A 26,749-nucleotide genomic window follows, 5' to 3' on the forward strand; every position below is an offset into this window, starting at 1 on the left:
CTGACAGCAACATAGACTGCCAGGTGCTTTTATTAACTCGTTTTCGTTATTTCCGCCTGATCGAGGATCAGCAGATTAGCTGACTGAAGCCGGTTTCTGACGAGAACTCCGATCCAGGAAGCAAGCGCTGCTTTAATAAGGCCGACAATAATAAACGGCGTAAAGCCTCCAGCAAGAGCAGCTGTCCATGTAAGCCCAGCCGCAATTTTTAGCCAAACCGTCCCGAAAATTAATGTCACAACCATCCCTAAACTATTGGCAATCATCGCATTTTTAAAAGTGAAGGATGTCTTCTCAAGAATAAACCCAATTAGAAATGCGGTTGGGACAAACCCGACTAAATAACCGCCGGTTGGCCCGACCAGTACGGATGCTCCACCCGAAAATTCAGCATAAACAGGGACTCCAACCGCCCCAATAATCAGATAAAGTATGACCGATAATGTCCCAAATCTCGCCCCGAGGATCGTTGCTGCCAATCCAATCGCCAAAGTTTGCCCGGTAATCGGTACCAACGGCAGCGGAATCGTAATTTGCGCGAGAATGCCAATCACAGCAGCAAACAAGGCAGTCACAATCATCATCCTAAGTTTTACTTGTTGTTTAGACAATGCTTCATCTCCTTTTGTTAACACAATTTATGTATTGGTTTACATTTATAAATTTAAAAGCTTCCGAATTAAAAGTCAATAAACAATTTAAAATAGTTTTAGATGTTTTCCGAGATGGATTTTAAGAGAAAGAGAGGGGGCACCAAGCTTTAATGGCGGAAGAGATCATACAATCCCAAAAAATAGAAAAGACACCGAGAGATCGTCTTTCGGTGCCTTTTCTTTCAGACTATTGAATATGAATTTGTTAACAATCATCTTTAAGCACAACTTTACTTGTTAACAGCCTTAAAGCTTTTTCAACGCTCTGTTCTCTTGGTGGTTCAACATTCTTTAACGGGTATTCGAGTCCCAATGCTTCCCATTTATAAACGCCCAGCTTATGATAAGGGAGCACTTCAACTTTAAGGACATTCGTCAGCTGGCCGATAAAGTTTCCCAGCTCCTGCAAATCTGTTGGATCATCGGTTACTCCGGGGACGAGGACATGACGCACCCAGACGGATGTCCCATTTTGATCGAGGAATTTTGCAAAATCCAGAATATGTTCGTTGCCCATTCCTGTTAATTTGATATGCTTCTTTCGATCAATGTGCTTTAAATCGAGTAAAACGAGATCAGTATAGTTTAATAGCTCTTTCAACTGCTCCTGGAAAAGCGGGGCAGTTGAATAGCATCCACCTGAAGAATCGATCGCTGTATGGACGCCGAGCTTTTTACATTCCTTAAATATGGCAGTCAAAAACGGAATTTGCAGAAGCGGCTCACCGCCGCTTACCGTAATTCCTCCCCCTGATGCTTGAATGAAAGGCAAATACGTCTTCAGTTCCTCAATGATTGCGGAAACAGTCATTTGTTTTCCGGAACCGATTTCCCAGGTATCAGCGTTGTGGCAAAATTGGCAGCGCAACAGACAGCCCTGTGTAAAAATAACATAACGAATTCCTGGTCCGTCGACTGTTCCAAAGGACTCTATTGAATGTATATTTCCGATCATGGTGAGAAACCCCTTTCACTTGAGAGCGCTTAGAAGATTTAAGCCGTTTTGTACGTAATATTATACCATGCCGTCTCCATATCTCCGATAACAGGGGAGGGAGACGGCCAAAAAAATCTTAAAAAAATCCTAATTTAATAGATTGGCAGGGACGTTACATGGACTCATGGAATGTCCGGTTAATGACATCCATCTGTTGCTCACGTGTCAATTTTATAAAGTTAACGGCATATCCAGAAACACGAATTGTCAGCTGAGGATAGAGTTCAGGATGTTCCATTGCGTCCAACAACGTTTCACGGTTAAAGACGTTGACATTGAGATGGTGTCCGGCTTTCACCGCATACCCGTCAAGAATGGATACCAGATTGCCGATTCGGCTGTCTTCATCTTTACCTAAAGCTTTCGGTACAATCGAGAACGTATTGGAGATTCCGTCCATTGCGTAGCTGTATGGGAGCTTTGCAACGGATGAAAGGGAAGCAAGCGTTCCTTTCGTATCCCGGCCATGCATTGGATTGGCACCTGGTGCAAATGGTTCACCGGCACGCCGTCCGTCAGGTGTATTCCCTGTCTTTTTACCGTAAACGACATTTGATGTAATTGTTAAGATGGACATTGTATGAACTGAATCCCGGTAAGTTGGGTGCTTCTTAAGCTTGTTCATAAAGCTTTTTACAATTTCAACGGCAATGCTGTCAACGCGGTCATCATTATTTCCGTATTTAGGGAAATCGCCTTCGGTTACGAAATCGGTTGCGAGCCCGTTTTCATCGCGGATAACCCTGACAGTGCCATACTTGATCGCGCTTAAGGAGTCAGCGACTACACTTAAGCCGGCAATCCCGGTAGCCATCGTACGAAGGATTTCCGTATCATGAAGGGCCATTTCGATCCGTTCATAGCTGTATTTATCATGCATGTAATGAATGACATTCAAGGTATTGATATAAAGTCCTGCCAGCCATTCCATCATTCCATCGAATTTCTCCATTACTTCCTCATAATCAAGTACGTCGGATGTAATCGGACGGTATTTAGGCCCGACTTGAATGTTCAGCTTTTCGTCTACGCCGCCGTTAATCGCATATAACAAGGCTTTCGCCAAATTGGCCCTTGCCCCGAAAAATTGCATTTGCTTTCCGATTTCCATTGCGGAAACACAGCAGGCGATTCCATAATCATCGCCATATTCCGGCTTCATAATATCATCATTTTCGTATTGAATTGAGCTGGTTTGAATGGACATACTGGCACAATATCTTTTGAATCCTTCCGGCAGCTGTTCTGACCATAGCACAGTTAAATTTGGTTCAGGCGCAGGACCAAGATTATTAAGCGTATGGAGGAACCGGAATGAGTTTTTGGTCACCAGTGAGCGGCCGTCCAATGCCATACCACCGATTGATTCTGTCACCCAGGTTGGGTCGCCGCTGAACAATTCGTTATAGTCCGGAGTCCGCGCAAATTTGACAAGGCGAAGCTTCATGACAAAATGGTCAACCAATTCCTGGACTTCTTTCTCTGATAAAACTCCATTCGCAAGATCGCGTTCAATATAAATATCAAGGAAGGTGGAAACTCTGCCAAGGCTCATCGCAGCACCGTTCTGCTCTTTAATGGCAGCGAGATAAGCAAAGTACAGCCATTGAAATGCTTCCTGTGCATTTGCGGCAGGCTCGGAGATATCAAATCCGTAGCTTGCGGCGAGCTCTTTTAATTCTTTCAATGCGCGAATCTGTTCAGAAAGCTCTTCACGAAGCCTGATATTTTCTTCAGACATCACGCTGCTTGTTGAAGCCAGGTCCTTCTTCTTCTCCTGGATCAGGAAATCTACGCCATAAAGGGCAACACGCCGATAATCGCCGATTATTCTTCCCCGGCCATAAGCATCAGGAAGGCCAGTGATAATGGCTGCTTTCCTGGCGAGCTTCATTTCATCGGTGTAAGCATCAAAAACACCTGCGTTATGGGTTTTACGATAGTCGGTAAAAACCTTTTCTACCTGCTTATTAATTTCATACCCGTATGATTGAAGGGACTGGGAAGCCATGCGGATACCCCCAAAGGGCTGCATGGAACGCTTGAACGGTTTATCCGTCTGTAAGCCGACGATCTTTTCTTTTTCCCTGTTTAAATAACCAGGGCCGTGAGACGTAATCGTTGAAACAATCTCTGTATCCATATCGAGGACGCCGCCGTTATCGCGTTCTTGCTTCGTTAATTCCATCACTTGTGCCCACAGTGCCTCTGTTGCCTCTGTTGCCTTTTCTAAAAACGATTGATCCCCTTTATACTCCGTAAAGTTTTTCAAAATAAAATCCCGGACGTTTACTTCCTGCTGCCAAACTCCTCCTGTAAAACCATTCCATTTTTCCATCATACTCACCTCATGTTTGATTAAAATAATATAACAGAAGCATATTTAAATCCTAACTCAAGTATAACAGGTAAGAATGTGAGCAACATCACAAATTGTTATGAAATTATGAACAATCTGTGGAATATTAAAAAAATCTCTAAAACAAAGGCTATTCTTTGTTAAAAAATTTTCAGAGAACAAACAGAGGAAGTTATGCTCAATTCCATCTGTATTATAATTATTGATAAAAAATCGAAAACTGTTATATAAAAAAGAAAGCTCTGCCAAACTGGAGAGCTTTCTTTTTTTAATTACGGTTCAATAATTTTTTGTTCTGACTTGCGCGGATTAACAACCAGTGTTTTGGATTTTTCATTTATATAGGCGTAGATGATATCTTTTGGATCCAATTGATTTAACACCAATTTATGAATCAGCCATTCCTTTGAGATATGTAATAGCTTTAAATTTCGCGATTGAATCCTGCCGTCAATAATAACGGCAATCGGCAGGCCTTCATCCGCTATTTTAATATTTAAATGACCAACGGTGACCGGTGTATTTTCTGACTTTGGAACAATACTTACCTCACCTATGGGTTCAAGCACCGCGTATCCAACATCAGCGACCTTCGGAAAACCTTTGCTGCGCAAAATCGAGAGAACCTGGGAGACAGATAAATGCGATCTTTCAAGATTGTCTTCAATGATTTGTCCATCTTTAATGAGGATTGTTGGTTCACCGAGAAATAATCTATTTCCGACCGGGTTTAACGTTAAAAATGAAAAAAGGAGATACATAGCTGTAATGATCGCAAGTGTAATAAGGCTTGGAATAAGCTCGGTGCTGATTAAAGGTTCGGATGCTACTGTACCGATAATAACAATGGCTACAAGATCATAAGGCGTCATTTGTACAATTGACGATTTTCCCATCAGCCTCATTACGGCAATCGTCACGAGATAAATAATCATCGGTTTTAGGATTATCAAGCTATTCCACTCCAATGCTCACTTTTTTCCTAGTATTTTCTTTTATATACCATTTAACTCGTCCAAAGGCCAATAATTGGAGTGATTTTTTTTCATTCCCAAAATGTGCAGCTATATGTTTCCCCGGTACAAATTACCGGTTTAATAGATTGCCATACTTTGTTTTAATAATAACTATGAAAACTATTACAAGATTACTAACCACAATCATGTTGACTGCTACTCTTGTCTTTGGAATGAATTACGACGCTGAAGCGGCTACGGTACATACCGTCCAGTCTGGCGATACAATGTGGAAGATTTCTGTCCGCTATCAAACAGGAATTTCAGAGATTATCAATGCAAACCGCCAGATTACGGACCCGAACAAGATTTATCCAGGCCAGAAAATTAACATACCTACTGCCGCTGCTGCTGTTTCCGTAGAAGCTCAGGTAGTGAAGCTCGTTAACCAGGAACGGGCCAAGTACGGCTTACAGCCATTAAAATCTAATTGGGAGGTAGCAAGAGTCGCCCGCTATAAATCTCAGGATATGGCGGATAAAAACTATTTTAGCCATAATTCTCCTACCTATGGAACTCCTTTTCAAATGATGAAAAGCTTCGGAATAACTTACCGGACTGCCGGTGAAAACATTGCAGCAGGGCAGAGAACAGCGGAGGAAGTTGTTAAGGCCTGGATGAACAGCGAAGGACACAGGAAAAATATTTTATCTTCCGGATACACTGAAATTGGCGTTGGCTACGTTAAAGGCGGGTCATATGGCCACTACTGGACACAAATGTTCATTGGCAGATAATAGACAATAATCGTTCTAACCCCCCTGAAACTTTGTGCAGGGGGGTTATTTTCATTCCGGCAAACTTTAATTTCATAAATTTAATCTACGATAATATAGCCAATCATCGGGCCTTCCATGCTTTGGCTGTGCGTATGACAAATCAGCCTGTAAACTCCTTCATCATTAAACTGAAGAGGAACCACAGTTTCTTTGCCCTTTTGAACCGTTCCTTTGATGTTCGTGCCTTCAATCGTAAATGAATGCTCGCGGCCGTTAACTCCGAAAATTTTCAAGTCTACTTTCTCTCCTTTCTCAACAAAAATCGTTCCCGGATCCCAGCGGTACACTTCCATTTCCGTTCCGTCGTCCATTTTTGTTTTAAACTCACCTGTAATGAGGTGAATTTCACGAGCCTTGCTGTCAACCTCAAGACGGCTGGCCGGAACAGAACCCGAATAAACAAAAAACCAAACAAAGGCTGTGATCGCAGCGATGCAAATGATGATAAAAAATACCAGTGATTCTTTTTTTAAAACATAGAATTTCATTTGCCTCATCTCCTTAAAAGTTTGTCCCCATACAGAATATGCTCGAGATGAAGTCAAACTTGTCAAAATTTTTTCTGATGAGCGTATTTACTTTTCTATGATTGACATGAATAATAGCAATAGGAGGGACGGGCTTCTTTTAGCAAATCGAAAGATGCAGGACAAAAGGGATTGAATACAGACATCTATCGATTATGGAACAACTTTTTCACTAGATTCCCTTTATCATAACAAGGTCCTTTTGTCGCAGGAGACTTTCTTTATTTTTCCAATAAAATAGATATTTTTTCCCTTCTTCATGGAAGTATCTTGTATGATAATGATAAGAGAGAAATTTCAGTATATTAAGAACTGACCAGCTCTAAAGAACGGAGGCAAAAAGCTTAATGATTGACACGGACTTGATAAAAGTAGGTGACGAACAGGATGAGATTCAAAACCTCCGCCTCGCACTGACCCATTCGAAGGATGTGTTAACAAAGCATTCGGAAAATGGCACGTTTCTATTTGTAACTCCATCCAGTTATTCCTTGCTCGGATATTCACCCCGGGAATTATTTAAAAAAAACCTGTACGACTTTTGCCATCCTAATGATCATCACCATTTGGATAAAATCTTTCAGCATCTTGCAGTCAGGAAAACGGTTCGCGTCAGTTTTCGATTCAGGCGGAAGGAAGGGGATTATATCTGGCTTGAAACCATCTCATCCCCGACCAATCAGGGAAACGAAACGATTTGCATATCAAGAGATATGACTGAACGCATTATAATGGAAGAAGAAATTCTTGAAACCCAGGAGAAATACCGGCTGCTTGTTGAATTTTCGAGAGACACGATCGGCATGACAACCGGGGACGGAATTTGGACTTATATTAACGGCGAAGGAAGAAAATTGCTCGGTTTTACAAGCAATAATGAAATTATCGGGACATCTTTATACGATTATGTGGCAGAATCGGACCAAAAATACTTGACCAATTTTCTTGCCGCCAATCAGAGCATTAATTTCGAGCTCAATTTAAAAAGAAGCGACGGCCAGGTGCGCCGGGCAGAGATTCAATTAATACCAACTATCTATAAAAACCGGAGGATGTTTCAAATCATCATTCGTGATATAACAGGACAAAAAAGGACTGAAGAACGGCTTCATAACGCCGAAAAGCTTTCGGTCGTCGGCCAGCTCGCTGCATCGATTGCGCATGAAATCCGTAACCCCCTAACCGCAATTAAAGGATTCACCCAGCTGCTCGGGGAAAGGGAAGCGGATGACTATACTCCGGTTATTCTTGAAGAATTAAAGCGGATTGAATCAATCGTCACCGATCTGCTCGTGTTGGCAAAGCCGCAGGCCACAAATATGGAGAGAGCGAATATTGTTAATTTAGTAAAGGGAGTTGTAACCCTTTTAAATACACAGGCTATTATGTGTAATATTACGATTAATGTCGTAACAAGCGATCATGAGCTGTATGTAGATTGTGAAGTATCAAAAATGAAACAGGTTTTGATAAATATCATTCAAAACGGGATCGAAGCCATGCCGGCTGGCGGAGAAATCCTAATAACCATTAAACAAGATCAAAATTATATATATATAAGCGTTAAAGATCAGGGAATTGGAATTCCTGAAGAGAGAATGTCAAAGCTTGGTGAGCCCTTTTACAGTACAAAGGAAAAAGGAACCGGCCTGGGACTGATGATTTGCAATAAAATCCTGAAAACGCATAAAGGAAATTTACATATTGAAAGTAAAGAGAATGAGGGAACGACCGTAAACATCATCCTGCCCAGGGCATAACGTGGAGAACCCGGCAAGTCTCCGGGAAACTTAATTATCCGTCCGGGAAAGAGTCGAATCCTTCTACAAAGCTGAATTTACACACAGCAAGAAAGAAACCTGGATTAAATCCAGGTTTTTTTGCATTTCAGCATAACAAATATTTAACATAATTTTGTTATGTAAACTGATTTTAAGAAGATTCCAGCGCGTGCCGGGGGAGATGCAGAACCTAGATTTAGGCAACTATTTTGCATTTTTGTAACAAATTCAATTAAATAGTCCATTAGTTCTATTTTTTTGTTAAAATCAAAATCGACAATTATTTTGATAGGTGTGGTTTAGGATGAGGAAAGTTGTTTTACTTTTAACAGCTATATTGGTCTCTTTTTTTCATCAATCCACGGTAAACGCGGAACAGGCTGAAGATGTTCAATTACGAAGCGGAGCAGCGTTATTGATGGATGCGAAATCAGGGACGATTTTATTTGAAAAAAGGGGGCATGAAATCATGTACCCTGCGAGTCTCACAAAAATTGCAACAGCGATATATGCAATCGAAAACGGTAATCTTAATGATATGGTAACGGTGAGCGGAAATGCCGTTCAAACGGATGGTACACGTGTATACCTTGTCGAAGGCGAAGAATTGACCTTGGAAAAGCTGATCCAGGGAATGCTGATTAATTCCGGAAATGATGCCGCTGTGGCGATTGCCGAGCATCTTAATGGAACTGTTGAGGAATTTTCCCGTAACATGACTGAATACTTAAGTGAAAAGTCATTGATTTCCGACACAAATTTTACAAATCCGCACGGTCTGTTTGATGAAAACCATTATAGTACTGCAGCGGACCTGGCCAATATTACAAGTTATGCGATAAAAAATCCAGTATTTATGAGCATTTTTGGGACAAAAGAAATGGCCTGGAAAGGGGAATCGTGGGATACAACCCTTGTCACCCATCATCTAATGATGAAAGGTGAATATCCTTTTGAAGGGGTGACCGGCGGCAAGACAGGCTTTATCAATGAATCAAAGCAAACACTTGCGACCACCGCTGAAAATGAAAACATTCAATTGACTGCAATCATTCTTCAGGCAGATTACAAACAGGATGCTTACCAGGATACGATTTCACTCTTTGATTATGGCTTTAAAAATTTTAAATCGGCAACATTGCCTGCTTCCTCCGAGTATTCATTCGGAAAACAAAAGTTTAAGACAAGCTCCGCAACCGCGATTACCGAACCGGTTGAAGGAGCGATTAAAAAAGTGGATAAAAATGGCCTCCTTGCGATTGAAAAGCAAAATGGCGAAGTGCTTCAGACCGTTCAGCTTGAACAGGTAAAGAAGGCAAGTAAAAAGCCCGAAAAACAAGTCGAAGCGAAAAGTGAAAAGGTTAACATGAATGCTTTCTATGGAATTCTGATGATTATCGCTGGTGGAGCACTGCTTTCTTTAAGATACCGCTCTCCCGGACGGATAAAACAAAAACGGCGTGTTTAGGAACTACACGCCGTTTTATAGGTTCGTTTATGTTGGTGACAAAGGGAAGCACAGTTCCGGTCTCAATTATTTAATCAATTGGGTGAATAAGAGCATTATGAATGAAATGAGAACCATTGAAGCCACCCAGAGCCAGGCCAAATCCATATTTCCTGATTCAAGAGCAACATAGATTGCTGTCGGTACCGTTTGTGTTTTCCCGGGAATATTGCCGGCAAACATTAAAGTCGCGCCAAATTCTCCAAGCCCCCTCGCAAAACTCAAAATCGCTCCCGACACAATCGCCTTGACAGAAAGAGGAATCGTAACAAGCAGGAAGACTTTCCATTCACTTGCGCCATCGATTCTTGCCGCTTCTTCAATCCCGCGATCAACAGACTGAAAGCCGGTCTTTGCCGATTGGTACATGAGCGGAAAGGCGACAACGGTGGAAGCAATGACGGCGGCTGTGGCAGTAAACATCACAGATTGCTGTGAAACCGACTCTATGAAAGTACCAACCGGGCTATTATTACCGAAAATAATAATTAGCAGGAATCCAATCACGGTAGGAGGGAGGACGAGGGGAAGCATCAGGACCGTTTCTAATATCACTTTACCCCGAAAGTTTTTCCCGGCAAACATTTTTGCCATGATTAACCCTAAAAATAAAACGATTATTAATGAAGTGCAGGCAACCTGCAGCGAAAGTTTAATCGGTATCCAAAATTGCTCGTTGATCATATGCATCAATCCAATACAAGTATTCCGTCTGCTTAATCGACATCATTCGGCTACCACGATTATACCGAAAAAAATGATCTTAAACAGTATTTTTATGGAGTAAATTTCACAATGTAATAAGCTAGACCGAAAAACGAATGAAAATTGTCTAAATAAATAGGAGATGCCGTAAGAAACAAATAACTGTTCGTTTTTCAATTAAAGAATGGCTTTATGAAGTTCATTCTTATGATAAAAAAAGACTAAAGGAAGCTGCCTGTGCAGCCCTTTAGTCTGTCATGATCGTATGATTATATATATTTTTTCAGTGCTTTGTTCATTTGCAAAAGGAGATATCTACCAATGCAAAAGGTTGTTAACCAAATTGCATCACCTGAAATCAGCGCAAACGCTCCTCAACCTCTTGACAAACCTCCTCTGCGGTCAGTCCGTTTGCTTCGATTACAGGACCTGAAATAACTGTATCCTGAATACCCATCACATCTGAGTCAAGGCCGGTAATAACACAGCAGTTGCAATCTTGTGCATCTGACTGCTGCTTCAGTTCAACGACATCATAGCCTTTTTCCCGAAGCGCATCCTGAATATATGAAAGAGATTGTTCTACACCTATTTTCACCATAAATCATCACACCTCCTTCTATCTTTAAGCTTAAGCTTTCCTAACTTTTTACAAAATATGCTTTTTGCAAAAAAGTATATAAGCTGACGATCTTTCCAGAAAAAAGGGGATTTAAATGAATTGATATGCCTGGCATTGCCTTTGTCATTAGCATTAAAAAAACAGGGAGCACCAAGGGCTTCCCTGTCCGTAATTTTATTAATACATAGCAGCAACTTGTTTCTGAAGTTCGCTGTTTTCCAAATACTCATCATAAGTCATTTGCTTATCCATCAGGCCATTAGGCGTGATCTCGATAACCCGGTTTGCGATCGTTTGGATAAACTGATGGTCATGTGAAGAAAAGATCATGGATCCCTTATAATTAATCAAGCCATTATTCAACGCGGTAATCGACTCAAGGTCAAGATGGTTAGTCGGCTCGTCAAGCAAGAGCACATTTGCACCGCTCAGCATCATTTTCGAAAGCATGCAACGGACTTTTTCCCCTCCGGATAAAACACTGGCCTTCTTCAGTACTTCTTCTCCAGAGAAAAGCATTCTTCCCAAGAAACCGCGTAAAAAGCTTTCACTTTGGTCGTTCGGAGAAAACTGGCGAAGCCAATCGACCAGATTGAGATCACTGCCCTCGAAGAACTCGGAATTATCCTTTGGAAAATACGCTTGTGAAGTTGTGACTCCCCATTTGAATGATCCGCTGTCCGGCTCCATTTCACCCATCAAAATTTTGAAGAGTGTCGTCTTGGCAATTTCATCCTTGCCAACAAGGGCAATCTTGTCGTCTTTGTTCATAATAAAGCTAATATTGTTCAAGACCTGGACACCGTCAATCGTTTTTGAAATACCTTCAACTCTCAATAAATCATTGCCGATTTCCCGTTCTGGCGTAAAGCCGACATAAGGGTAACGGCGAGATGATGGTTTTATATCATCAAGTGTAATCTTGTCTAAAAGTTTCTTCCGGGACGTTGCTTGTTTTGATTTCGATGCGTTTGCACTAAAGCGGGCGATAAAGTTTTGCAGTTCTTTGATTTTTTCTTCTTTCTTCCGGTTTGCGTCAGATGCCATTTTTGCGGCAAGCAGGCTTGATTCATACCAGAAATCGTAATTTCCAACGTAAATTTGGATTTTACCAAAATCAAGATCGGCAATATGTGTACATACTTTATTTAAAAAATGACGGTCATGTGAAACCACGATAACTGTGTTTTCAAAGTTAATTAAAAACTCTTCGAGCCACTGGATCGCTTTAATGTCCAAATGGTTCGTCGGCTCATCGAGCAGCAGTACGTCAGGCTTGCCGAATAAAGCTTGTGCCAAAAGCACCTTTACTTTTTCGCCGCCATTTAGCTCTTCCATTTTTTTATCATGAAGGTCTTCTGAAATCCCGAGCCCTTTCAAAAGGATCGCTGCTTCAGACTCTGCTTCCCAACCATTTAGTTCGGCAAACTCAGCTTCGAGCTCAGCTGCTTTCATGCCGTCTTCATCGGTAAAATCAGCCTTCATATAAATAGCATCTTTTTCTTGCATCACTTCATAAAGCCGGGTGTGCCCCATGATCACAACCTTTAAGACTTCAAATTCTTCATATTCGAAGTGATTTTGTTTTAAAACGGCGAGGCGTTCGCCAGGACCCAAATGGACGCTGCCGGACTGCGCTTCAATTTCACCGGATAAAATCTTCAAAAATGTTGACTTTCCTGCTCCGTTTGCTCCAATCAATCCATAACAATTTCCTGGTGTAAATTTAATATTCACGTCTTCGAACAGCTTGCGATCGCCGTATCTTAAACCGACATTACTAACAGTAATCATGTTTTTATCCTCCAGTAAACCAATATCTACGAAATTATAACATTTTCAAGAGTGGAGGGCGACTGGTTTTCAAGTTTTCCAGCAATAAAGCAAAAAAAATCGAAATATAAAAAAGGATTTTTGGAAAAATAAGAGAATTTAAAATTACAGACGAAATTTTCTCGAAAACGGAGAGACATAAGAATGAGACCACCAAAAGAGATTATGGAGGTATGGAAAAGGTTTGAGCGATTTCCAATGGAGACACTCACCAAAGTATGGTATCACCAAAAAGGAACTGTAAAAAAGCAGCGATCTGTCGATTTGATGAAAGAACATTACCATGAGTTTGGCATAAATCTTGTCAAGGCGGGGAAAACGGCCATTTTCGTATGCGAATGGTACCAGGACCAAATGGAAGATTGGGTATTTTGTAACTGTCATCACACATCTTTAAAAGATTATAATGGAAGAAAATTGGTTTTAACACCTTGAATGTACGGGTATAGAAAAAAAGAAAAATTTTTCAGAAAAACGACATATTTTCTTCACATTTTTCGTGTAAACTTAGAATAATGAAAAAGCGTAAAAAAGGAGATCTTGAAATGGCTAAAAAGCAGCTTATCGATTTTGTAAACCAATTAAAAAAGTCTGGAATCAAAGTAAGCTTTACAAAGCCAAAGTCTGAATTTTTTTCCCTTAAGCAAAATGCAAAGGAATCCTCTCCAGTCAACTAACTCTTAGCAGGTATCAGCTTAAGAAAAACGGCGGTGAATTCTTTGAATTCACCGCCTTTGGCTTTTTATGGTTGTTGTGTTGCAGAGCTGATGTTAAATTCGCTGCGAAGAAGCCTAAATCTCATTCATAATGACGTCGAAAACTTCCTGTCTGTTAAAATCTTCGCCCATCGGGAACTTTTTGATAAACTCATTGTTCTCATCAATTAAAAAAGTGAATGAACTATGGATAAATAGCCCGTTGCCCGGATCCTTGTATTGAAACTGGAACGTATCGGCGATCTCCCTTATTTTTTGTTGTTCTTCCTTTATGATGTTAGGGTCGCCAGTCAGCATCAGCCAGTTTCCGTCATCTTCTATGCCGAGCGCATCCATGTGCTTTTTAAGCGCTTCGGGTGTATCTCTGTATGGGTCGATTGTGATCGTCAGAAACTGAATTTTCTTGCCGAATACTCCTTCATCCTGCAAATCGTTTCTTAGCATATTCATCCGCTGTGTTGTTGTCGGGCAAACATCGGGGCAGTGGGTATAAATAAATTCAACCAGTTTCAGCTTTTTATCTGCTTCACCAAACGTAAATTTTTCATTATTCATCGTAACTAAAGTTATATCATCAGGTATTTGTGCATTAGCATCCCTAATCAGAAAAAAAGAAATCCCCGAAGCGATGCCTAAAACTAAGATAATCGCACAAATAATATATATTTTCTTCATTCGTTTTCCCTCCCATTTAAAGATAAATAAAATCACAGGAAAATCCTATGGACATAATGTGAACCTTTTAAATGCGAAGGAAAAAAAATAAGTCATTTGCAGATTGTGATAACAAAAAAGATCGTGCTGGACTAATATCAGCACGATCCAAAACCGATTATCGTTTTCTTAATTCATTGCAATCCAAACGCTTTTTACTTCCGTATAATTGTTCAGAGCGTAGGAACCCATTTCGCGGCCGATTCCTGATTGCTTATAGCCGCCAAAAGGTGAAGCCGCGTCAAATGCGTTATAGCAGTTGACCCAAACGGTACCGGCACGAAGCTTATTGGCAATATAATGCGCCTTTGAAATATCGCGGGTCCATACTCCGGCTGCCAATCCATACTGGCTGTTATTGGCACGGTCAATCAGTTCATCAAGATCCTCATAAGGCATCGCAGCAATCACCGGACCAAAAATTTCTTCTTTCGCAATCGTCATTTCATCACGCACATCGGCAAAAATCGTCGGTGAGACGAAATATCCGTCATCATAAGGCTTTGAACCGCCAGTCAGAAGCTCGGCACCTTCGTTCAGGCCTTTTTCAATATAGCCAAGAACCCGGTTTTGTTGTTCAGTGGAAACGAGCGGCCCGATCTGGGTATCCGGATCCAGACCTGCGCCCTGCTTAATATTTTTCGCATGGCTGACCATGTCTGCGACAACATTATCAAATTGCTTCTTTTGAATAAACACACGTGAACCAGCGCAGCAAACCTGGCCCTGATTAAACATGACCCCATTTAATGCACCCGGAATCGCTTTTGTCAAATCTGCATCAGGAAGAATAATATTCGGTGATTTACCGCCAAGCTCGAGCGTCACTCGTTTGACTGTTTTTGCAGCCCGCTCCATAATCAGCTTCCCAACTTCAGTAGAACCAGTAAAAGCAACCTTATCTACAAGCGGATGGTCGACAAGCGGCTGTCCGGCTGTTTCGCCGAATCCCGGCACAATATTTAGAACACCATCCGGAAAACCAGCCTCAGCGGCAAGCTCTGCTAAATAAAGAGCGGATAAAGGTGTTTGTTCAGCAGGCTTTAAGACGACGGTACAGCCTGTTGCAAGGGCGGCTCCCAATTTCCACATCGCCATTAAAAGCGGGAAATTCCACGGAATAATCTGGCCGACAACACCAACTGCCTCGTGGCGGGTATAGTTAAAGAACGGACCGTTAACAGGAATTGTCTGACCGACAATCTTCGTTGACCAGCCTGCATAATATCTCATATGTTCAATGGCAAGAGGAATATCCGCAGCCGACGTTTCTCTGATCGGCTTTCCATTATCGAGCGTTTCAAGCTGGGCCAATTCTTCTTTGTGCTCTTCCATGAGGTCGGCAAGCTTATACATTAACCTGCTTCGCTTGGCTGTGCTCATTTTTGACCATGGCCCTTCATCAAATGCTTTACGGGCTGCCTTTACAGCTAAATCAATGTCTTCAGGTCCACCTTCGTATACAGTGGCAAGAACTTCACCTGTTGCCGGATTGAAAGTGTCAAAAGTTTTTCCGGAAGCACTTTCAACAAACTGGCCATTAATGAACATTTTCTTTTTACCTGCTAAAAACTTTGCGACTTTTTCATTTAGCTCAACCGTAACAGAACTCATCAAATTCCTCCCTTGATTTTGATATGCAGAAAAAGGACTATCTATTTGATAGCGCTTCCACAATAATGTTATCATCATTGAAAACTAGTAATCAACTAATAAGAGTAAAAATATTCTGACAAAAAACGACAGTTGACTATTGCTTCACGAAAACTATTAAAAATGCCTCTGCCAATTTATATGCTGTTATCTGCATCAAAATATATATAACGTTTATGATCCATGTATAATCTCCCGGCTGATGTGCAGGGGAGGAGCCGTTGTAAAAAAACCCAACTTTACAACTGATATTATTAAAGCAATCCAGGCACTAAAGTGGTAAAATATAAGATGCTTTGTGATGGTTGCTAAAGGCACAGCGTATGGGGGATGCATAATGAATGGTGAAGTAAAGAAAAACATATTAACCTTGCAGGGATTTTACTTGTTGGCTTTTTTTGCAGTCGGCAGTTTATTTCCATTGTTGAGCGTCTATTTAAGCGAGACAGTCGGTTTGAATGGATTTCAAATCGGGACAATCATGTCGGTTGGTCCGATCATCATGATTTTTTTCCAGCCTGTCTGGGGGCTGGTTAGCGACAAAACAAATGCTCCAATCAAAGTACTGTCGTTCACTACCTTTTTAGCTGGTACATTCGGGCTCGGCTATATTTTTTCCAGCGATTATATTTGGTTTTTCATTACCGCAACTGCAATAGCGGTTTTCCAGAGTGCAATCATTCCTGTTTCGGACAGTATTTCTTTAAAATATACAAGCAAAGTAAGAGTCAATTATGGAAATGTCCGGCTCTTCGGCTCGCTTGGCTTTGGGATTGCTGTATTTATTATGGGCAGATTGTCAGAACAAAATCCAGCTGTGATCTTTTATGCGTTCTTCCTGGCTCTGGCATTGGCAGCTTTACTTGCATTTAGAATCCCGAAGGAAAAAGCATCTGCCAACAAGCAGCTTTTATCAGGAGTAAAAGAAATTCTTACATTGAAGAAGTTTATTATTTTCCTCGCGATTACTTTTCTGATCTTCGGTCCAAATCTGGCCAATAATACGTATTTTGGGCTGTTCGTCGAAGATAGCGGCGGAACATATACCGGAATCGGTATCGCTTTTTTGCTGGCAGTACTGTCTGAGATTCCATTTATGCGCGCAGCAGGAAGCTGGATTGAAAAATTCGGGCTGCTCCATATTGCGGCGCTGGCTGGCTTTGTTTCTTTTTTCAGATGGATTCTTTATTTCTTTGAACCGAATTTAACGCTCGTTTATGCGACAGCTGTAATCCAGGGCTTTTCCCTTGGTCTATTCATTCCGGCGGGACTTCAATACGTCCGCGAAATCACTCCAGTTCATATTACCGCAACCGCGGTTACCTTATATTCGGCCATCGGCAACGGCTTTGGCAACTGGTTCAGCACTTTCTTCGGCGGAATCATTTACGAGCATTGGAATGTCTATTATGTCTACTTTTTCTTCGGCATTTTGGCTTTAATTGGTGTCATCCTTAATATTTGGCTGATAAAAGAAGAAAAAGATAACACCACGGTTACGGCAAAAATTTAAACAATACTGTTGAAGTAAAAAGAAGATGGCAACTGCACTGCCATCTTCTTTCTATATGTTACTTTAAAAGCCTATAAAAACTTACACAGCTTCCGCTACAGAACGTTTTTCGACTGTAAAGGCAACAATCAAGAAGGAACAGGCAGCCGCAAAGCGGACGGCCGAAATGATTCCCATCGCTGTATTCATTCCGAACACATTGAGCAGGAAGACACCAAATTGCGGAGCAATGAATCCGATGATTGCCAATAAAAAGTTATAGTTAGCGATATAGCTCGTTCTGTTGAGCTCGGGAGTCGCCTTTAATAATTGGTTAAACAACAGTAAATTTGTTCCGGACACAAACAAACCGATCCATAAGTTGATGATCGTTAAATAAATCAAGTTTGTAGACAGGATTGTCAGAAACGGCGCCGTCGCCATGCCTGCAGCGGCAACAAAAAGAACAATCGTATTTCCATGGCGGTCAGCAGCTTTTGCCCACCATTTTACGCTGATAATTTGGGCGAGTTGATTTGTGACAGCAAACAGGCTGAACCATAAAGCGGTTGCCCCGGCTTCCCTAATATGAAAAATACTAAATAATGACCATGCCATTTGCGCACCGAAATTGAATAACAATCCAGAAATGACAAAGGCAAGGAATGGCTTGTTCTTAAACACATCAAAATTGATTTTCTTGCTTTCCTGCTTTTCTTTCTTAACATTGATCGCTTCTTCATGCTTATTAAGATAGTAGACTTCTACCAACGCAAAACCGAAACCGATTGCGAGCAAAATTTGGTACGGAAAAGCATTCTCACTGTCAAATTGCTGGACAAAATATCCGGTCAAAAACGTAATAACCATGGCGATGATCGTATTATACTTATTCCGTGAACTAAAGAATTCTCCTCTGCGTTTCTCCGGTATCAAGTCGCCAATCATCGATTGCCAGGACAAAGCCGACAGGGAGCCCGGAAAATTAATCAAGCCGATTAACACAACCAATATCCACGCAGACACAGATAATGGAAAGAAGGGGATAAACAAAATAAGCATAAATAAAAGCCTGGTCACCAATGTAGAAATGACCGTATACTTTTTTTTGCTTGTTGTGCGATTAAGCCAAACAGCTCCAGGAATGAGCGCGAGCATTCCAATGATCGATGGGAGGGAAGTGATCAAACCCATTTGTTGATTGCTGGCGCCGAGTACCCCGAGAGCAAACAATGGGATATAACTGTTGACGGCATTGGTAGAAACGGTAGAAGCCAATCCATGATATATGCTAAACCTTTCATTAGGTGAAAATTTCAACCAGGTATCTCCTCTCAGATTCAAATATCGAAATGGATTGTACGATGTTGCTTCTATAATTGCAAGAGCATCCTTAAAAAACGGTCCATTAAGCACACCTTCTCAATTAAGAACGAGATTGTATTTTAGGCCTCTTTCAAGGAAGACACAAGCATAAAAACCCTGCCAACTTTTCGACAGGATGATGATCATTGATTTTCGAAGAGCTGCCACTTATTCTGCAAAAAAAAGCAGCCGCGTGGCTGCTCCGTTTTATATTAACGATCAAAGGTTAATCAGTTCGACTTCTTTCCCTTACGGACCCAATGGTGCCGGGAAAGTGTCCCTTTCTTCATTAAGACAAAACCGCCTTCAAATGCAATGCCGTATACGATCCTTGGAGATGCTGTTAAGACTCTCATTGCGATCCATCCCTTCTGTAAGTATAGACGTTGCTTTATTCTCATACCCTTTTCTCTTGAAAAATAAACTTGGACGAAAATCAGCAGCAAAAAGGCGGGGGAGAAGCTAAAGCGCTTTTTCCCTATTTGTCCAGCAGCTTCCTGGCAAGCAGTTCCTTAACTTGATTATAGGAAAGGCCTGACTGGCGATTAAGCCTTTTCACTTCTTCGATGTCTGTTCCAACCACTGTATACTTTTTGTTCTTTTCTTTTTCAATCATTCATATTCTCCTCAGGCAAACATATTTTTAAGCGGGAAATTCATAGACGCTCATTCCTTTCAAACTGCGATAATAAGCACTGTTCGCTTATAAATTTTCATTTTGCTGGCGAATTTCTTCGCCGCCTATGATGGCATTGGCTACTTCGAGATCCTTATGGCTTTCAACAGAGTCGCCAGCTATATTTTTTAAATTGGGAAAAGTATCATCGTTCTGAATGGTAATGACTGTTTCTTTCGGAGCATAAGTTAAATACTGTTTTGTTTTTTTCGCCACGTTTTCAACCCCTTTTTTAAAAGGTTCTCATCCACAGCCAAGATTATTCATAAGTATGAAGCCAATCACTAATTTTAAAATCAGGTAATTTTTTTCGGCATAAAGATCATACTAAGCGAAAGGGGGCTTGCCTATGTATTTTTCAAAGAAGGCAACTGAAGAAATACAGAACATCATTGTCGATACAAGTGTGTATTCCTGCGAATCTGATTCCTGCAATGGCTGGATGAGGAAGGAGTTTGCCAGTGACGACCTCAGCTGCCCGATGTGCGGCAGCGGAATGAGAGAAGAAATGAGGCAGCTTCCAGAAATTCGAACGGATTTCAACCCGTTTAAATACAACTAGCAATTATAACTGGTCAAAGAGGAAAGTGCTTTTCTATCCAGATAACAGAAACACGTTCAAGCTCTTTCAATCAACTTAACAACAATGAATTAAAAAAGCCTGCCAAAAAATAGGCAGGCTTTTTCATGGATGGATTAAGAATAACTTTTTTCCAATTCATCAACCAGTGAGCCAACATAGGCAACGGCTTTTCGAATGGCATCAGGCCTGGACATGTCAACACCGGCATGCTTTAACAAGTCAAGAGGATTTTTTGTTCCGCCTGCTCTTAATACATCGAGCCAGCGGTCAACGGCAGGCTGACCCTCTGATTGGATCAGCTGGGAAACCGCAGTTGATGCAGTAAGACCTGCAGAGTAAGTATAAGGGTACAGTCCCATATAATAATGCGGCTGGCGCATCCATGTCAGGCTTGCACCTTCATCGATTTCAACTTCATCACCCCAGAAACTTGAAAGCACTTCGGCTTTTTGTTCACAAAGCACTTTCGCCGTAAGCGGGGTACCGTTTTCAGCCAGATTGTAAACTCTGCGCTGGAATTCTCCTTCAAGAAGATGGGTAACAAAATTATGATAATACGTTCCGAGAAGCTGGAGAACAACCCAACGTCTCATTCTTGTATCTGTTGTATTTTTTAATAAATGGTCGCCAAGCAGCAATTCATTCATCGTTGATGGAGCTTCGACAAAATAGGTTGATGGACGAGTGTTCATAATTCTTTGGTTTTTGTTAGCCAAGTAGAAGTGGCCAGCATGTCCAAGTTCATGTGCAAGGACAAAAGCACCCCGCATCGTATCTGTCCAGGTAATTAAAATATAAGGGTGGACGCCGAATGGGCTGGAACAGAAAGCACCTGTTGATTTACCCACATTATCAGCCAAATCAACCCATCTTTCTGTTAAGCCTTTCTCGATAATCCCGCTATATTCCGGACCCATTACTTTCAGCGCTTCAAGAATGATTTTACTCGCCTCTTCATAGGTCGTTTTTGGACTGAACTCCGGATCAAGCGGCGCCTTTAAATCGCAAAACAACATTTTCTCCAAGCCTAACTGCTGTTTCTTTAATTTGGCATAACGCCGCATATGCGGAGCAAGTTCAGCCTGGATAATATCCAACTGGTTATTATACATATCAAGGCTGACTTTTTGCGGATCCAGGAGCATATGCGTAACCGATTCATACTTGCGCAACTTTGCGAGAGTCACCTGCTTTTTCACTTCAGTCGCATACGTCGCAGCAAAAGTATTTTTATACTTCTGCAGTGTCTGGACAAATGAGTCGTATGCTTTTCGGCGAATAGCTGTATCGGGAGAAAATTCGTAACGATCTTCAAAAAGGGCAAACGAATTAGGAAGTTCATTTCCTTCATGATCTTCGATCGGCGAAAACTCCATATCAGCAGATTTACTAGTCTGGTAAATGCGATAAGGCGCGCCGTGCACTTCTCCCAAAGCAGCAAGGACTTCTTCCGTTTCTGCGGATAGCTTATGTTTTTTTCCATCGAGAAGCTCGGAAAGCTGTCTTTCAAAAGGCTGAAGCTCTTTTTCCTCTTTTATGTATGATTCAACTAAACCGTCAGGCAAGGACAGGATCTCAGAGTCAATAAAAGATAAAGCGGCATTTACATCGGCAACCAGGGCTGCCAGCTTAGAGAAATTCGCCTGGTTTTCCGGACTGCTTCCATCTTCGGATTGGAGCAAGCTTGCATACGTACTGACACGGACCAATCTGATAGATAAATTTTCCTGGGCCAACAAGCAATCGCACAAATAATTTGCACCTTGTTGCAGTTTTCCTTTAAATTGTTCGAATGAAGGAAGGGCATTGTTAATTTCATTTAACTCGTTTTCCCACGCCTCATTTGAAACGAAAAGATCTTGCAGATTCCATGTTAATTTCTCTGGTACTTCTGAGCGTGTCAAACGCTTTTCCACGGTTTTTTCCATAGATTATGACCTCCAAAAAGTATTTCGTAACTCTAACTAAATTGATTATACACGAACAACTCCGATTTGAATACACTTATCTCAATTTTTAGAATTCACTTGTTCCAATTAATCGAATATGGCGAGAAGAGATCATCCTCTGCAAGCAAAGGGGTGTTTCAAAGCATAAAAAAAGGGTGAGATTTCTGGTATCTCACCCGCATCACATATTATTCTTCCTTCTTGGACAGGCAGCGTTCGCATTCCATTAGGTATGATTCTGCTTGTTCAAAAACCTTTTCACCGCATTCAGGACAAACCTTTTTCGGTAGAGTACGGAAAAATTCAACTGGACTTTGCAACATGTTTTATTCCTCCTTTTTATAATACAGTTTATTTATTTTTACCCTGTTGTAGTACAGTATACACTATTTTTTATTAAAGTGTGTAGTTTTTTTTGAAAATAGTTACTTTTATCACCAATTCATGAGAATTTTTTTATAAAGCTTTCCAAAGTAAGGTAGTTTCCATTACAATCATAGTAATAACATGTTTGTAGGGGAGTTTGATCGATTACATGGACGAAATGATTGGATCATTTAATCCGCTGCTTATTTTTATCGCTATCTTATTAACTATTATGGCCTCCTACACAGCTCTTGATTTATTGACCTTGATTAAATCCTCTGAAAGAAACAAGCGGTTTTTATTTATCGGCAGCATCTTCTCAATGGGAATCGGAATTTGGGTAATGAATTTTTTTGGTTTCCTTTCTTCCGAGCTGGCTGGTTCGTCAGCCTATCATATTCCGATTACGGTTTTTTCAATGATTGCTGCGATCTGTTTAACTGGAGCTGCCTTTAAAGCATTATTGATGACCGTCATAAAACCGCTGCACCTCGTAGCCGCAAGCAGTTTTCTGACACTTGCAGTGTTATCTGTTCATATACTTGGCCTCTATTCCTTAAACTTAACGGTTCAGTTTGATTTTCTGCTGTTAAGCACTTTTACACTGCTCATTTTCGGATCTTTCTTTTTTTCATTGTGGATCCTTTTTGGTTCAAAAAACTTCTCTGACAATGAACGGACCTGGCTTAAGCCGATTAGCGCCTTGATCGTGACGGCGGCAATCGTTCAAGGCTATTTCTTGCTGAATCGGGCTTTATTCGTTCCCTCCAACGGAACCGGATTACGAGGGGCATTCCCGGAAACAAGCATCATGTATTTAATTCTTGTGATTACCGTGGTAATTTTGGCAGGATTGATTGGTTCCAGTACGCTTATCAGCAAACGTCTTCTCGTCTCAGATACCAACTTAAAGGATATTAAAGCAGCTCTTGATGAATCGTCGATTGTTGCAATCACCGATGCCAAAGGAATCATCACGTATGTAAACAATAAATTTCTGGAGATTTCCAAGTATAGTGAAGATGATCTGTTGGGGAAAGATCATCGAATCGTAAACTCAGGTTTTCACTCTAAAGAGTTTTTCCGCAATCTGTGGAGAACGATCGGCCAGGGGAAGGTTTGGCAGGGTGAAATCCGCAATAGGGCAAAAGATGGAACTTTTTATTGGGTTGATACGACGATTGTTCCTTTTCTAAATAAGAAAGGCAAACCATTTCAATATGTTTCGATACGAAGTGATATCACAGGCAGAAAGAGTACGGAAGAGCATTTGAAAAATACGTTAAAAGAAATCAGCGATATCAAATTTGCGCTTGACCAGTCTTCAATTGTTGCTTTTACCGATAATAAAGGCATCATTACAAGCATAAATGAAAAATTTTGTGAGATATCAAAGTACAATCGTGAAGAATTGATTGGACATGACCATAGCTTGCTTAATTCCGGTTATCATTCGAAAGAATTCTTTAAAGAGCTCTGGAGCACGATTGGGACAGGAACTGTTTGGAAAGGAGAAATCCGCAATAAAGCAAAAGATGCATCCTATTACTGGGTAGATACGACGATCATCCCCTTTTTAAACGAGCGGGGCAAGCCATATCAATACCTCGCAATCCGCAATGATATTACGGAAAAGAAACAAACGGAAGAAATTCTTCACCGCCAGGATAAACTCGCTGCAGTAGGGCAGTTGGCGGCAGGTGTTGCCCATGAAATTCGCAACCCATTAACTTCTTTAAGGGGCTATGCTGAATTTCTGCTTCTGGACGAAACGAAAGAGGAACGCAAGGAATTTATCGAAATTATTTTAGACGAAGTAGAACGGATTGATACAATTGTCGAGGATTTTATGGTGCTTGCCAAACCAAAAGCGGCCCGCCTTGAAGAAAAAAACATCATCCCGGTCATTCAGGACGTCCTTGCCCTGCTTGATTTTGAAGCGAGAAAAAAGCGCGTTAAACTGCATTTTGATTTTCATGAAGACATTGTCCAAATAGAATGTGATGAAAACCGTCTTAAACAGGTATTTTTAAATTTCATCAAAAATGGGATTGAAGCGATGCCTGATGGCGGTGAACTTCATGTACGAACCAAGTTGACGAATAATAGCGTCCATATTTCGATCCAGGATACCGGTATCGGCATCCCTCCCGAAAAAGTAAAAAAAATTGGCGAGCCGTTTTTCACTACAAAAGAGAATGGAAACGGTCTTGGATTAATGGTCAGCTTTAAAATCATCGAAAGCCACAAAGGGAAGGTTTATATTGAGAGCGAGCCCAATAAAGGGACAACCTTTAATATTGTTTTACCCGCTAAAACCGCCTGAATTGTTTTTTTAAAGTTTCATAGAGAAGACGCTGGCCATGTCGGTCAGCGTCTTTTTAGTGAAATCACTTCTGCATATAATCAGAGAATAAACATAATTTTCAGATAATATGTAATGCGCCTGTTATATGGCTGTCAAGTTCGTAACGCAATTATCATCCTGCTGTTCTTTTTCTGAGAAAAATCCATGTTATGATAGATTGCGTTAACTTAAACAAGCCATAGGAGGTTATCAAATGAAAAAACACATTTATTCCATGCTTGCAGCTGTGACCATCTCTGGCGCAATCGGAGTGAATGCTCAAGCTGAAGAAGTGGCTGTGAAAAAAGGAGATACGCTCTGGGACCTAGCACAAAAGTATGATATAACGGTTAGTGACATAAAAGAATGGAATGCATTATCAACTGATCTCATTCGTCCCGATGACGTATTAACCGTTTCTCCGGTAAAGAATTACATAGTAAAATCCGGTGACACTCTTTGGAAAATCGCAAAAGAACAAAATGTGAATGTTGACGATCTAATAAAGTGGAATAACTTGAGTTCCGATATTATTTACCCGGATGCCAATCTTGTTATTTACACGAATAAGCCGGCAGCACAAGTTGTAGCTGAAGCACAAACAAATAAGGCAGCTGATCCGGCTCAACAACCAGCAACAAGTGCAGCAGTTGCCGTAAATCCGGCACCGGCCCCAGCAAAACCGGAGCCAACCCCGGCTGAGCCAGAAAGCAGCACCAGGGAATTGACTGTAACAGCTACCGCTTATACAGCGAGCTGTGATGGATGTTCGGGCGTGACTGCCACCGGGATTGATTTGAAAGCCAATCCGGACGCAAAAGTGATCTCTGTCGACCCTAGTGTCATTCCGTTAGGATCAAAAGTCTATGTTGAAGGATACGGTTATGCGGTTGCAGGAGATACAGGCGGAGCCATTAAAGGAAATGTAATCGACATCTTTATCTCTGATAAGCAGGAAGCTGTAAATTGGGGAAGGAAGCAAGTGAAAGTTCAAATATTAGACTAATAATATATAAAACTGCCTTTTTACAGGGCAGTTTTTTTTACGTGTCATCTTCATCGACCAACAACACCATCAGTCCATCTTCAATATAGGTTTGATATTCAGCCGCATCCTGTTCAGAAAGGCCGAAAGAGCTTAATATTTTTTTGTATCCGGAACGGTCATCGAGATCATCAAAGGCTGTTGCCAGATTATGCATAAAGACACCATTATCTTTTTCTGGTGTATTTAACGTCCGCTTCAGAGAATGAATCCCGGTTTGCTTTGAAATTTCCGCAATCAAGCGGAGATCATTGCCGATTATAAACATTTCAGATAAGCTTACGCCCTCCGATTTTAACTGTTCTATTACTTTCACTACTTCTTTTTTTGATCCAAAAACTCCGACTGCGTTCCAGGTCATGACCCCACCTCCCCAACCAATACTATGAGAAACTTTCCCGCTATTTAGCTTTGCTAAACAAAAGAACTGCATACAGCGCAGGGGTGATCTGTTCTATTATATCGTTCAGAACCCGCGATATAACAAACTTTATTGATTTTAACTTATCTTCTCAACTTTCATAGAGTAAAATCGGCAAATAAGCCTTAATGTATTTTGGATGGCCTGCGATCCACTACTGTAGTTGACTTCCGATGAGTTTTTTAGTCATTTTATTTGTCTTGTTTTAGGGTATCTTGAAGAAGCTCGATTCACTGCTGTAAAGCCTACAGCTCAATCCAGCTCATTGATTTCATCACATTGTTCATAAAAGACACCGCCAATGGTGCGATCATCTGTGTTACATCGATTCTGACAGGAGAGGACAATGTAATGGGCAAAATGATGGTTGTGTGGCTGAACAGCAAGTCATAAGAGCGGCCTTGGAATTCTCTCTGAAGACGCAAAAGTGATTTTGTCGTCTTGAAGGATGCCTCGATGTCCCAGCGCATTCCTTGCGCACCATTTCTTGTTCGGAATTCAATACGATCTACTTTATTCCTTTCTTTCCAAGAAAGGAAAATATAAAAATAACGACAGCTCACAAACGAATATGCACTGCCTGTAAACGCTAGAATAAAGTTGACAGTTTTCGCTTGATAAGATTTTACACTTTTGCTCAATC

At 41.1% G+C, this 26,749-nt stretch carries 26 protein-coding genes and 1 pseudogene; 9 read left to right on the forward strand and 18 right to left on the reverse strand.

Features of this window, described 5'->3' with window-relative positions; translation table 11 throughout:
• Positions 1-32: 32 nt before the first annotated feature.
• The 4 genes from CU633_RS14985 to CU633_RS15000 all read right to left on the reverse strand — a co-directional run bounded on the left by CU633_RS14985 (position 33) and on the right by CU633_RS15000 (position 4,962).
• A complete protein-coding gene (locus CU633_RS14985; RefSeq protein ID WP_374703377.1) occupies positions 33-581 on the reverse strand; it encodes a biotin transporter BioY in 549 nt (182 codons plus the stop codon).
• 277 nt (positions 582-858) lie between these two features.
• A complete protein-coding gene (gene pflA, locus CU633_RS14990; protein ID WP_101661401.1) occupies positions 859-1,608 on the reverse strand; it encodes a pyruvate formate-lyase-activating protein in 750 nt (249 codons plus the stop codon).
• A gap of 154 nt (positions 1,609-1,762) precedes the next feature.
• Positions 1,763-3,988, reverse strand: a complete 2,226-nt coding sequence (gene pflB / locus CU633_RS14995) for a formate C-acetyltransferase (RefSeq protein ID WP_101661402.1) — start codon at positions 3,986-3,988, stop codon at positions 1,763-1,765.
• A gap of 293 nt (positions 3,989-4,281) precedes the next feature.
• Positions 4,282-4,962, reverse strand: coding sequence for a DUF421 domain-containing protein (locus CU633_RS15000; RefSeq protein ID WP_257958828.1), 681 nt, complete (start codon positions 4,960-4,962; stop codon positions 4,282-4,284).
• A 236-nt stretch (positions 4,963-5,198) separates the two neighbouring features.
• On the opposite strand from CU633_RS15000, the gene safA reads away from it, so the two are divergent.
• Positions 5,199-5,762, forward strand: coding sequence for a SafA/ExsA family spore coat assembly protein (safA, locus tag CU633_RS15005; protein ID WP_308314772.1), 564 nt, complete (start codon positions 5,199-5,201; stop codon positions 5,760-5,762).
• 80 nt (positions 5,763-5,842) lie between these two features.
• Here safA and CU633_RS15010 read toward each other — a convergent pair whose 3' ends face one another.
• Entirely contained in the window at positions 5,843-6,292 is a 450-nt protein-coding gene (locus CU633_RS15010; protein ID WP_101661404.1) for a cupredoxin domain-containing protein, read from the reverse strand.
• 386 nt (positions 6,293-6,678) lie between these two features.
• Here CU633_RS15010 and CU633_RS15015 point away from each other — a divergent pair, with 386 nt between their 5' ends.
• Positions 6,679-8,091 (forward strand): PAS domain-containing sensor histidine kinase, encoded by a 1,413-nt coding sequence (locus CU633_RS15015; RefSeq protein WP_101661405.1) that lies wholly within the window; start codon positions 6,679-6,681, stop codon positions 8,089-8,091.
• Positions 8,092-8,416: 325 nt separating this feature from the next.
• Positions 8,417-9,580 carry a D-alanyl-D-alanine carboxypeptidase family protein gene (locus CU633_RS15020; RefSeq protein WP_101661406.1) on the forward strand — a complete coding sequence of 388 codons (1,164 nt, stop codon included), beginning with the start codon at positions 8,417-8,419 and terminating at the stop codon, positions 9,578-9,580.
• Positions 9,581-9,646: 66 nt separating this feature from the next.
• On the opposite strand, the gene modB is transcribed toward CU633_RS15020, so the two are convergent.
• From modB to CU633_RS15035, 3 genes are all read right to left on the reverse strand, one after another.
• Positions 9,647-10,300 (reverse strand): molybdate ABC transporter permease subunit, encoded by a 654-nt coding sequence (gene modB / locus CU633_RS15025; protein ID WP_374703378.1) that lies wholly within the window; start codon positions 10,298-10,300, stop codon positions 9,647-9,649.
• Positions 10,301-10,682: 382 nt separating this feature from the next.
• Complete coding sequence (locus CU633_RS15030; protein WP_101661408.1) at positions 10,683-10,925, reverse strand: YkuS family protein; 243 nt, start codon at positions 10,923-10,925, stop codon at positions 10,683-10,685.
• A 198-nt stretch (positions 10,926-11,123) separates the two neighbouring features.
• Positions 11,124-12,740: an ABC-F family ATP-binding cassette domain-containing protein gene (locus tag CU633_RS15035; RefSeq protein WP_101661409.1), complete on the reverse strand. Its 1,617-nt coding sequence runs from the start codon at positions 12,738-12,740 to the stop codon at positions 11,124-11,126.
• A 183-nt stretch (positions 12,741-12,923) separates the two neighbouring features.
• On the opposite strand from CU633_RS15035, the gene CU633_RS15040 reads away from it, so the two are divergent.
• Complete coding sequence (locus CU633_RS15040) at positions 12,924-13,214, forward strand: hypothetical protein (RefSeq protein ID WP_101661410.1); 291 nt, start codon at positions 12,924-12,926, stop codon at positions 13,212-13,214.
• Between the two features lie 110 nt (positions 13,215-13,324).
• Positions 13,325-13,456 carry a hypothetical protein gene (locus CU633_RS23375; RefSeq protein WP_257958830.1) on the forward strand — a complete coding sequence of 44 codons (132 nt, stop codon included), beginning with the start codon at positions 13,325-13,327 and terminating at the stop codon, positions 13,454-13,456.
• 114 nt (positions 13,457-13,570) lie between these two features.
• Here the strand turns inward: CU633_RS23375 and CU633_RS15045 are convergent, their stop codons facing one another.
• Together CU633_RS15045 and CU633_RS15050 are read right to left on the reverse strand one after the other, a co-directional pair.
• Positions 13,571-14,170, reverse strand: coding sequence for an SCO family protein (locus tag CU633_RS15045; RefSeq protein ID WP_101661411.1), 600 nt, complete (start codon positions 14,168-14,170; stop codon positions 13,571-13,573).
• Between the two features lie 168 nt (positions 14,171-14,338).
• Positions 14,339-15,823, reverse strand: a complete 1,485-nt coding sequence (locus tag CU633_RS15050; RefSeq protein ID WP_101661412.1) for an aldehyde dehydrogenase family protein — start codon at positions 15,821-15,823, stop codon at positions 14,339-14,341.
• 373 nt (positions 15,824-16,196) lie between these two features.
• Here CU633_RS15050 and CU633_RS15055 point away from each other — a divergent pair, with 373 nt between their 5' ends.
• A complete protein-coding gene (locus CU633_RS15055) occupies positions 16,197-17,375 on the forward strand; it encodes an MFS transporter (RefSeq protein ID WP_257958839.1) in 1,179 nt (392 codons plus the stop codon).
• Between the two features lie 81 nt (positions 17,376-17,456).
• On the opposite strand, the gene CU633_RS15060 is transcribed toward CU633_RS15055, so the two are convergent.
• From CU633_RS15060 to CU633_RS15065, 4 genes are all read right to left on the reverse strand, one after another.
• Positions 17,457-18,674, reverse strand: coding sequence for an MFS transporter (locus tag CU633_RS15060; RefSeq protein ID WP_101661414.1), 1,218 nt, complete (start codon positions 18,672-18,674; stop codon positions 17,457-17,459).
• 275 nt (positions 18,675-18,949) lie between these two features.
• Positions 18,950-19,075: a hypothetical protein gene (locus tag CU633_RS23380; protein ID WP_257958833.1), complete on the reverse strand. Its 126-nt coding sequence runs from the start codon at positions 19,073-19,075 to the stop codon at positions 18,950-18,952.
• 122 nt (positions 19,076-19,197) lie between these two features.
• Positions 19,198-19,335 (reverse strand): hypothetical protein, encoded by a 138-nt coding sequence (locus CU633_RS22900; RefSeq protein WP_180954979.1) that lies wholly within the window; start codon positions 19,333-19,335, stop codon positions 19,198-19,200.
• Positions 19,336-19,422: 87 nt separating this feature from the next.
• Positions 19,423-19,611 carry a hypothetical protein gene (locus CU633_RS15065; RefSeq protein WP_101661415.1) on the reverse strand — a complete coding sequence of 63 codons (189 nt, stop codon included), beginning with the start codon at positions 19,609-19,611 and terminating at the stop codon, positions 19,423-19,425.
• Between the two features lie 133 nt (positions 19,612-19,744).
• On the opposite strand from CU633_RS15065, the gene CU633_RS15070 reads away from it, so the two are divergent.
• On the forward strand, positions 19,745-19,957 hold the full coding sequence (locus CU633_RS15070) for a cold-inducible protein YdjO-related protein (RefSeq protein WP_101661416.1): 213 nt from the start codon (positions 19,745-19,747) through the stop codon (positions 19,955-19,957).
• A gap of 134 nt (positions 19,958-20,091) precedes the next feature.
• Here the strand turns inward: CU633_RS15070 and pepF are convergent, their stop codons facing one another.
• Together pepF and yhfH are read right to left on the reverse strand one after the other, a co-directional pair.
• A complete protein-coding gene (gene pepF / locus CU633_RS15075; RefSeq protein WP_101661417.1) occupies positions 20,092-21,906 on the reverse strand; it encodes an oligoendopeptidase F in 1,815 nt (604 codons plus the stop codon).
• A gap of 209 nt (positions 21,907-22,115) precedes the next feature.
• Complete coding sequence (gene yhfH / locus CU633_RS15080; protein WP_101661418.1) at positions 22,116-22,250, reverse strand: protein YhfH; 135 nt, start codon at positions 22,248-22,250, stop codon at positions 22,116-22,118.
• A gap of 212 nt (positions 22,251-22,462) precedes the next feature.
• Between yhfH and CU633_RS15085 the strand changes: the two genes are divergently transcribed.
• Together CU633_RS15085 and CU633_RS15090 are read left to right on the forward strand one after the other, a co-directional pair.
• Entirely contained in the window at positions 22,463-24,619 is a 2,157-nt protein-coding gene (locus CU633_RS15085) for a PAS domain-containing protein (RefSeq protein WP_101661419.1), read from the forward strand.
• Positions 24,620-24,854: 235 nt separating this feature from the next.
• Entirely contained in the window at positions 24,855-25,646 is a 792-nt protein-coding gene (locus CU633_RS15090; protein ID WP_101661420.1) for a LysM peptidoglycan-binding and 3D domain-containing protein, read from the forward strand.
• A gap of 37 nt (positions 25,647-25,683) precedes the next feature.
• Here the strand turns inward: CU633_RS15090 and CU633_RS15095 are convergent, their stop codons facing one another.
• The gene (locus CU633_RS15095; protein WP_180954980.1) at positions 25,684-26,046 is read right to left on the reverse strand and encodes a general stress protein; all 363 of its coding nucleotides are present in this window, start codon (positions 26,044-26,046) and stop codon (positions 25,684-25,686) included.
• Positions 26,047-26,197: 151 nt separating this feature from the next.
• Positions 26,198-26,579 (reverse strand): annotated as a pseudogene (locus CU633_RS15100) (IS4 family transposase); the annotation flags it as partial.
• Positions 26,580-26,749: the final 170 nt, after the last annotated feature.

The sequence above is a fragment of the Bacillus sp. V3-13 genome (assembly GCF_002860165.1).
In the GTDB taxonomy this organism is placed as follows: Bacteria; Bacillota; Bacilli; order Bacillales; family Cytobacillaceae; genus Bacillus_BJ.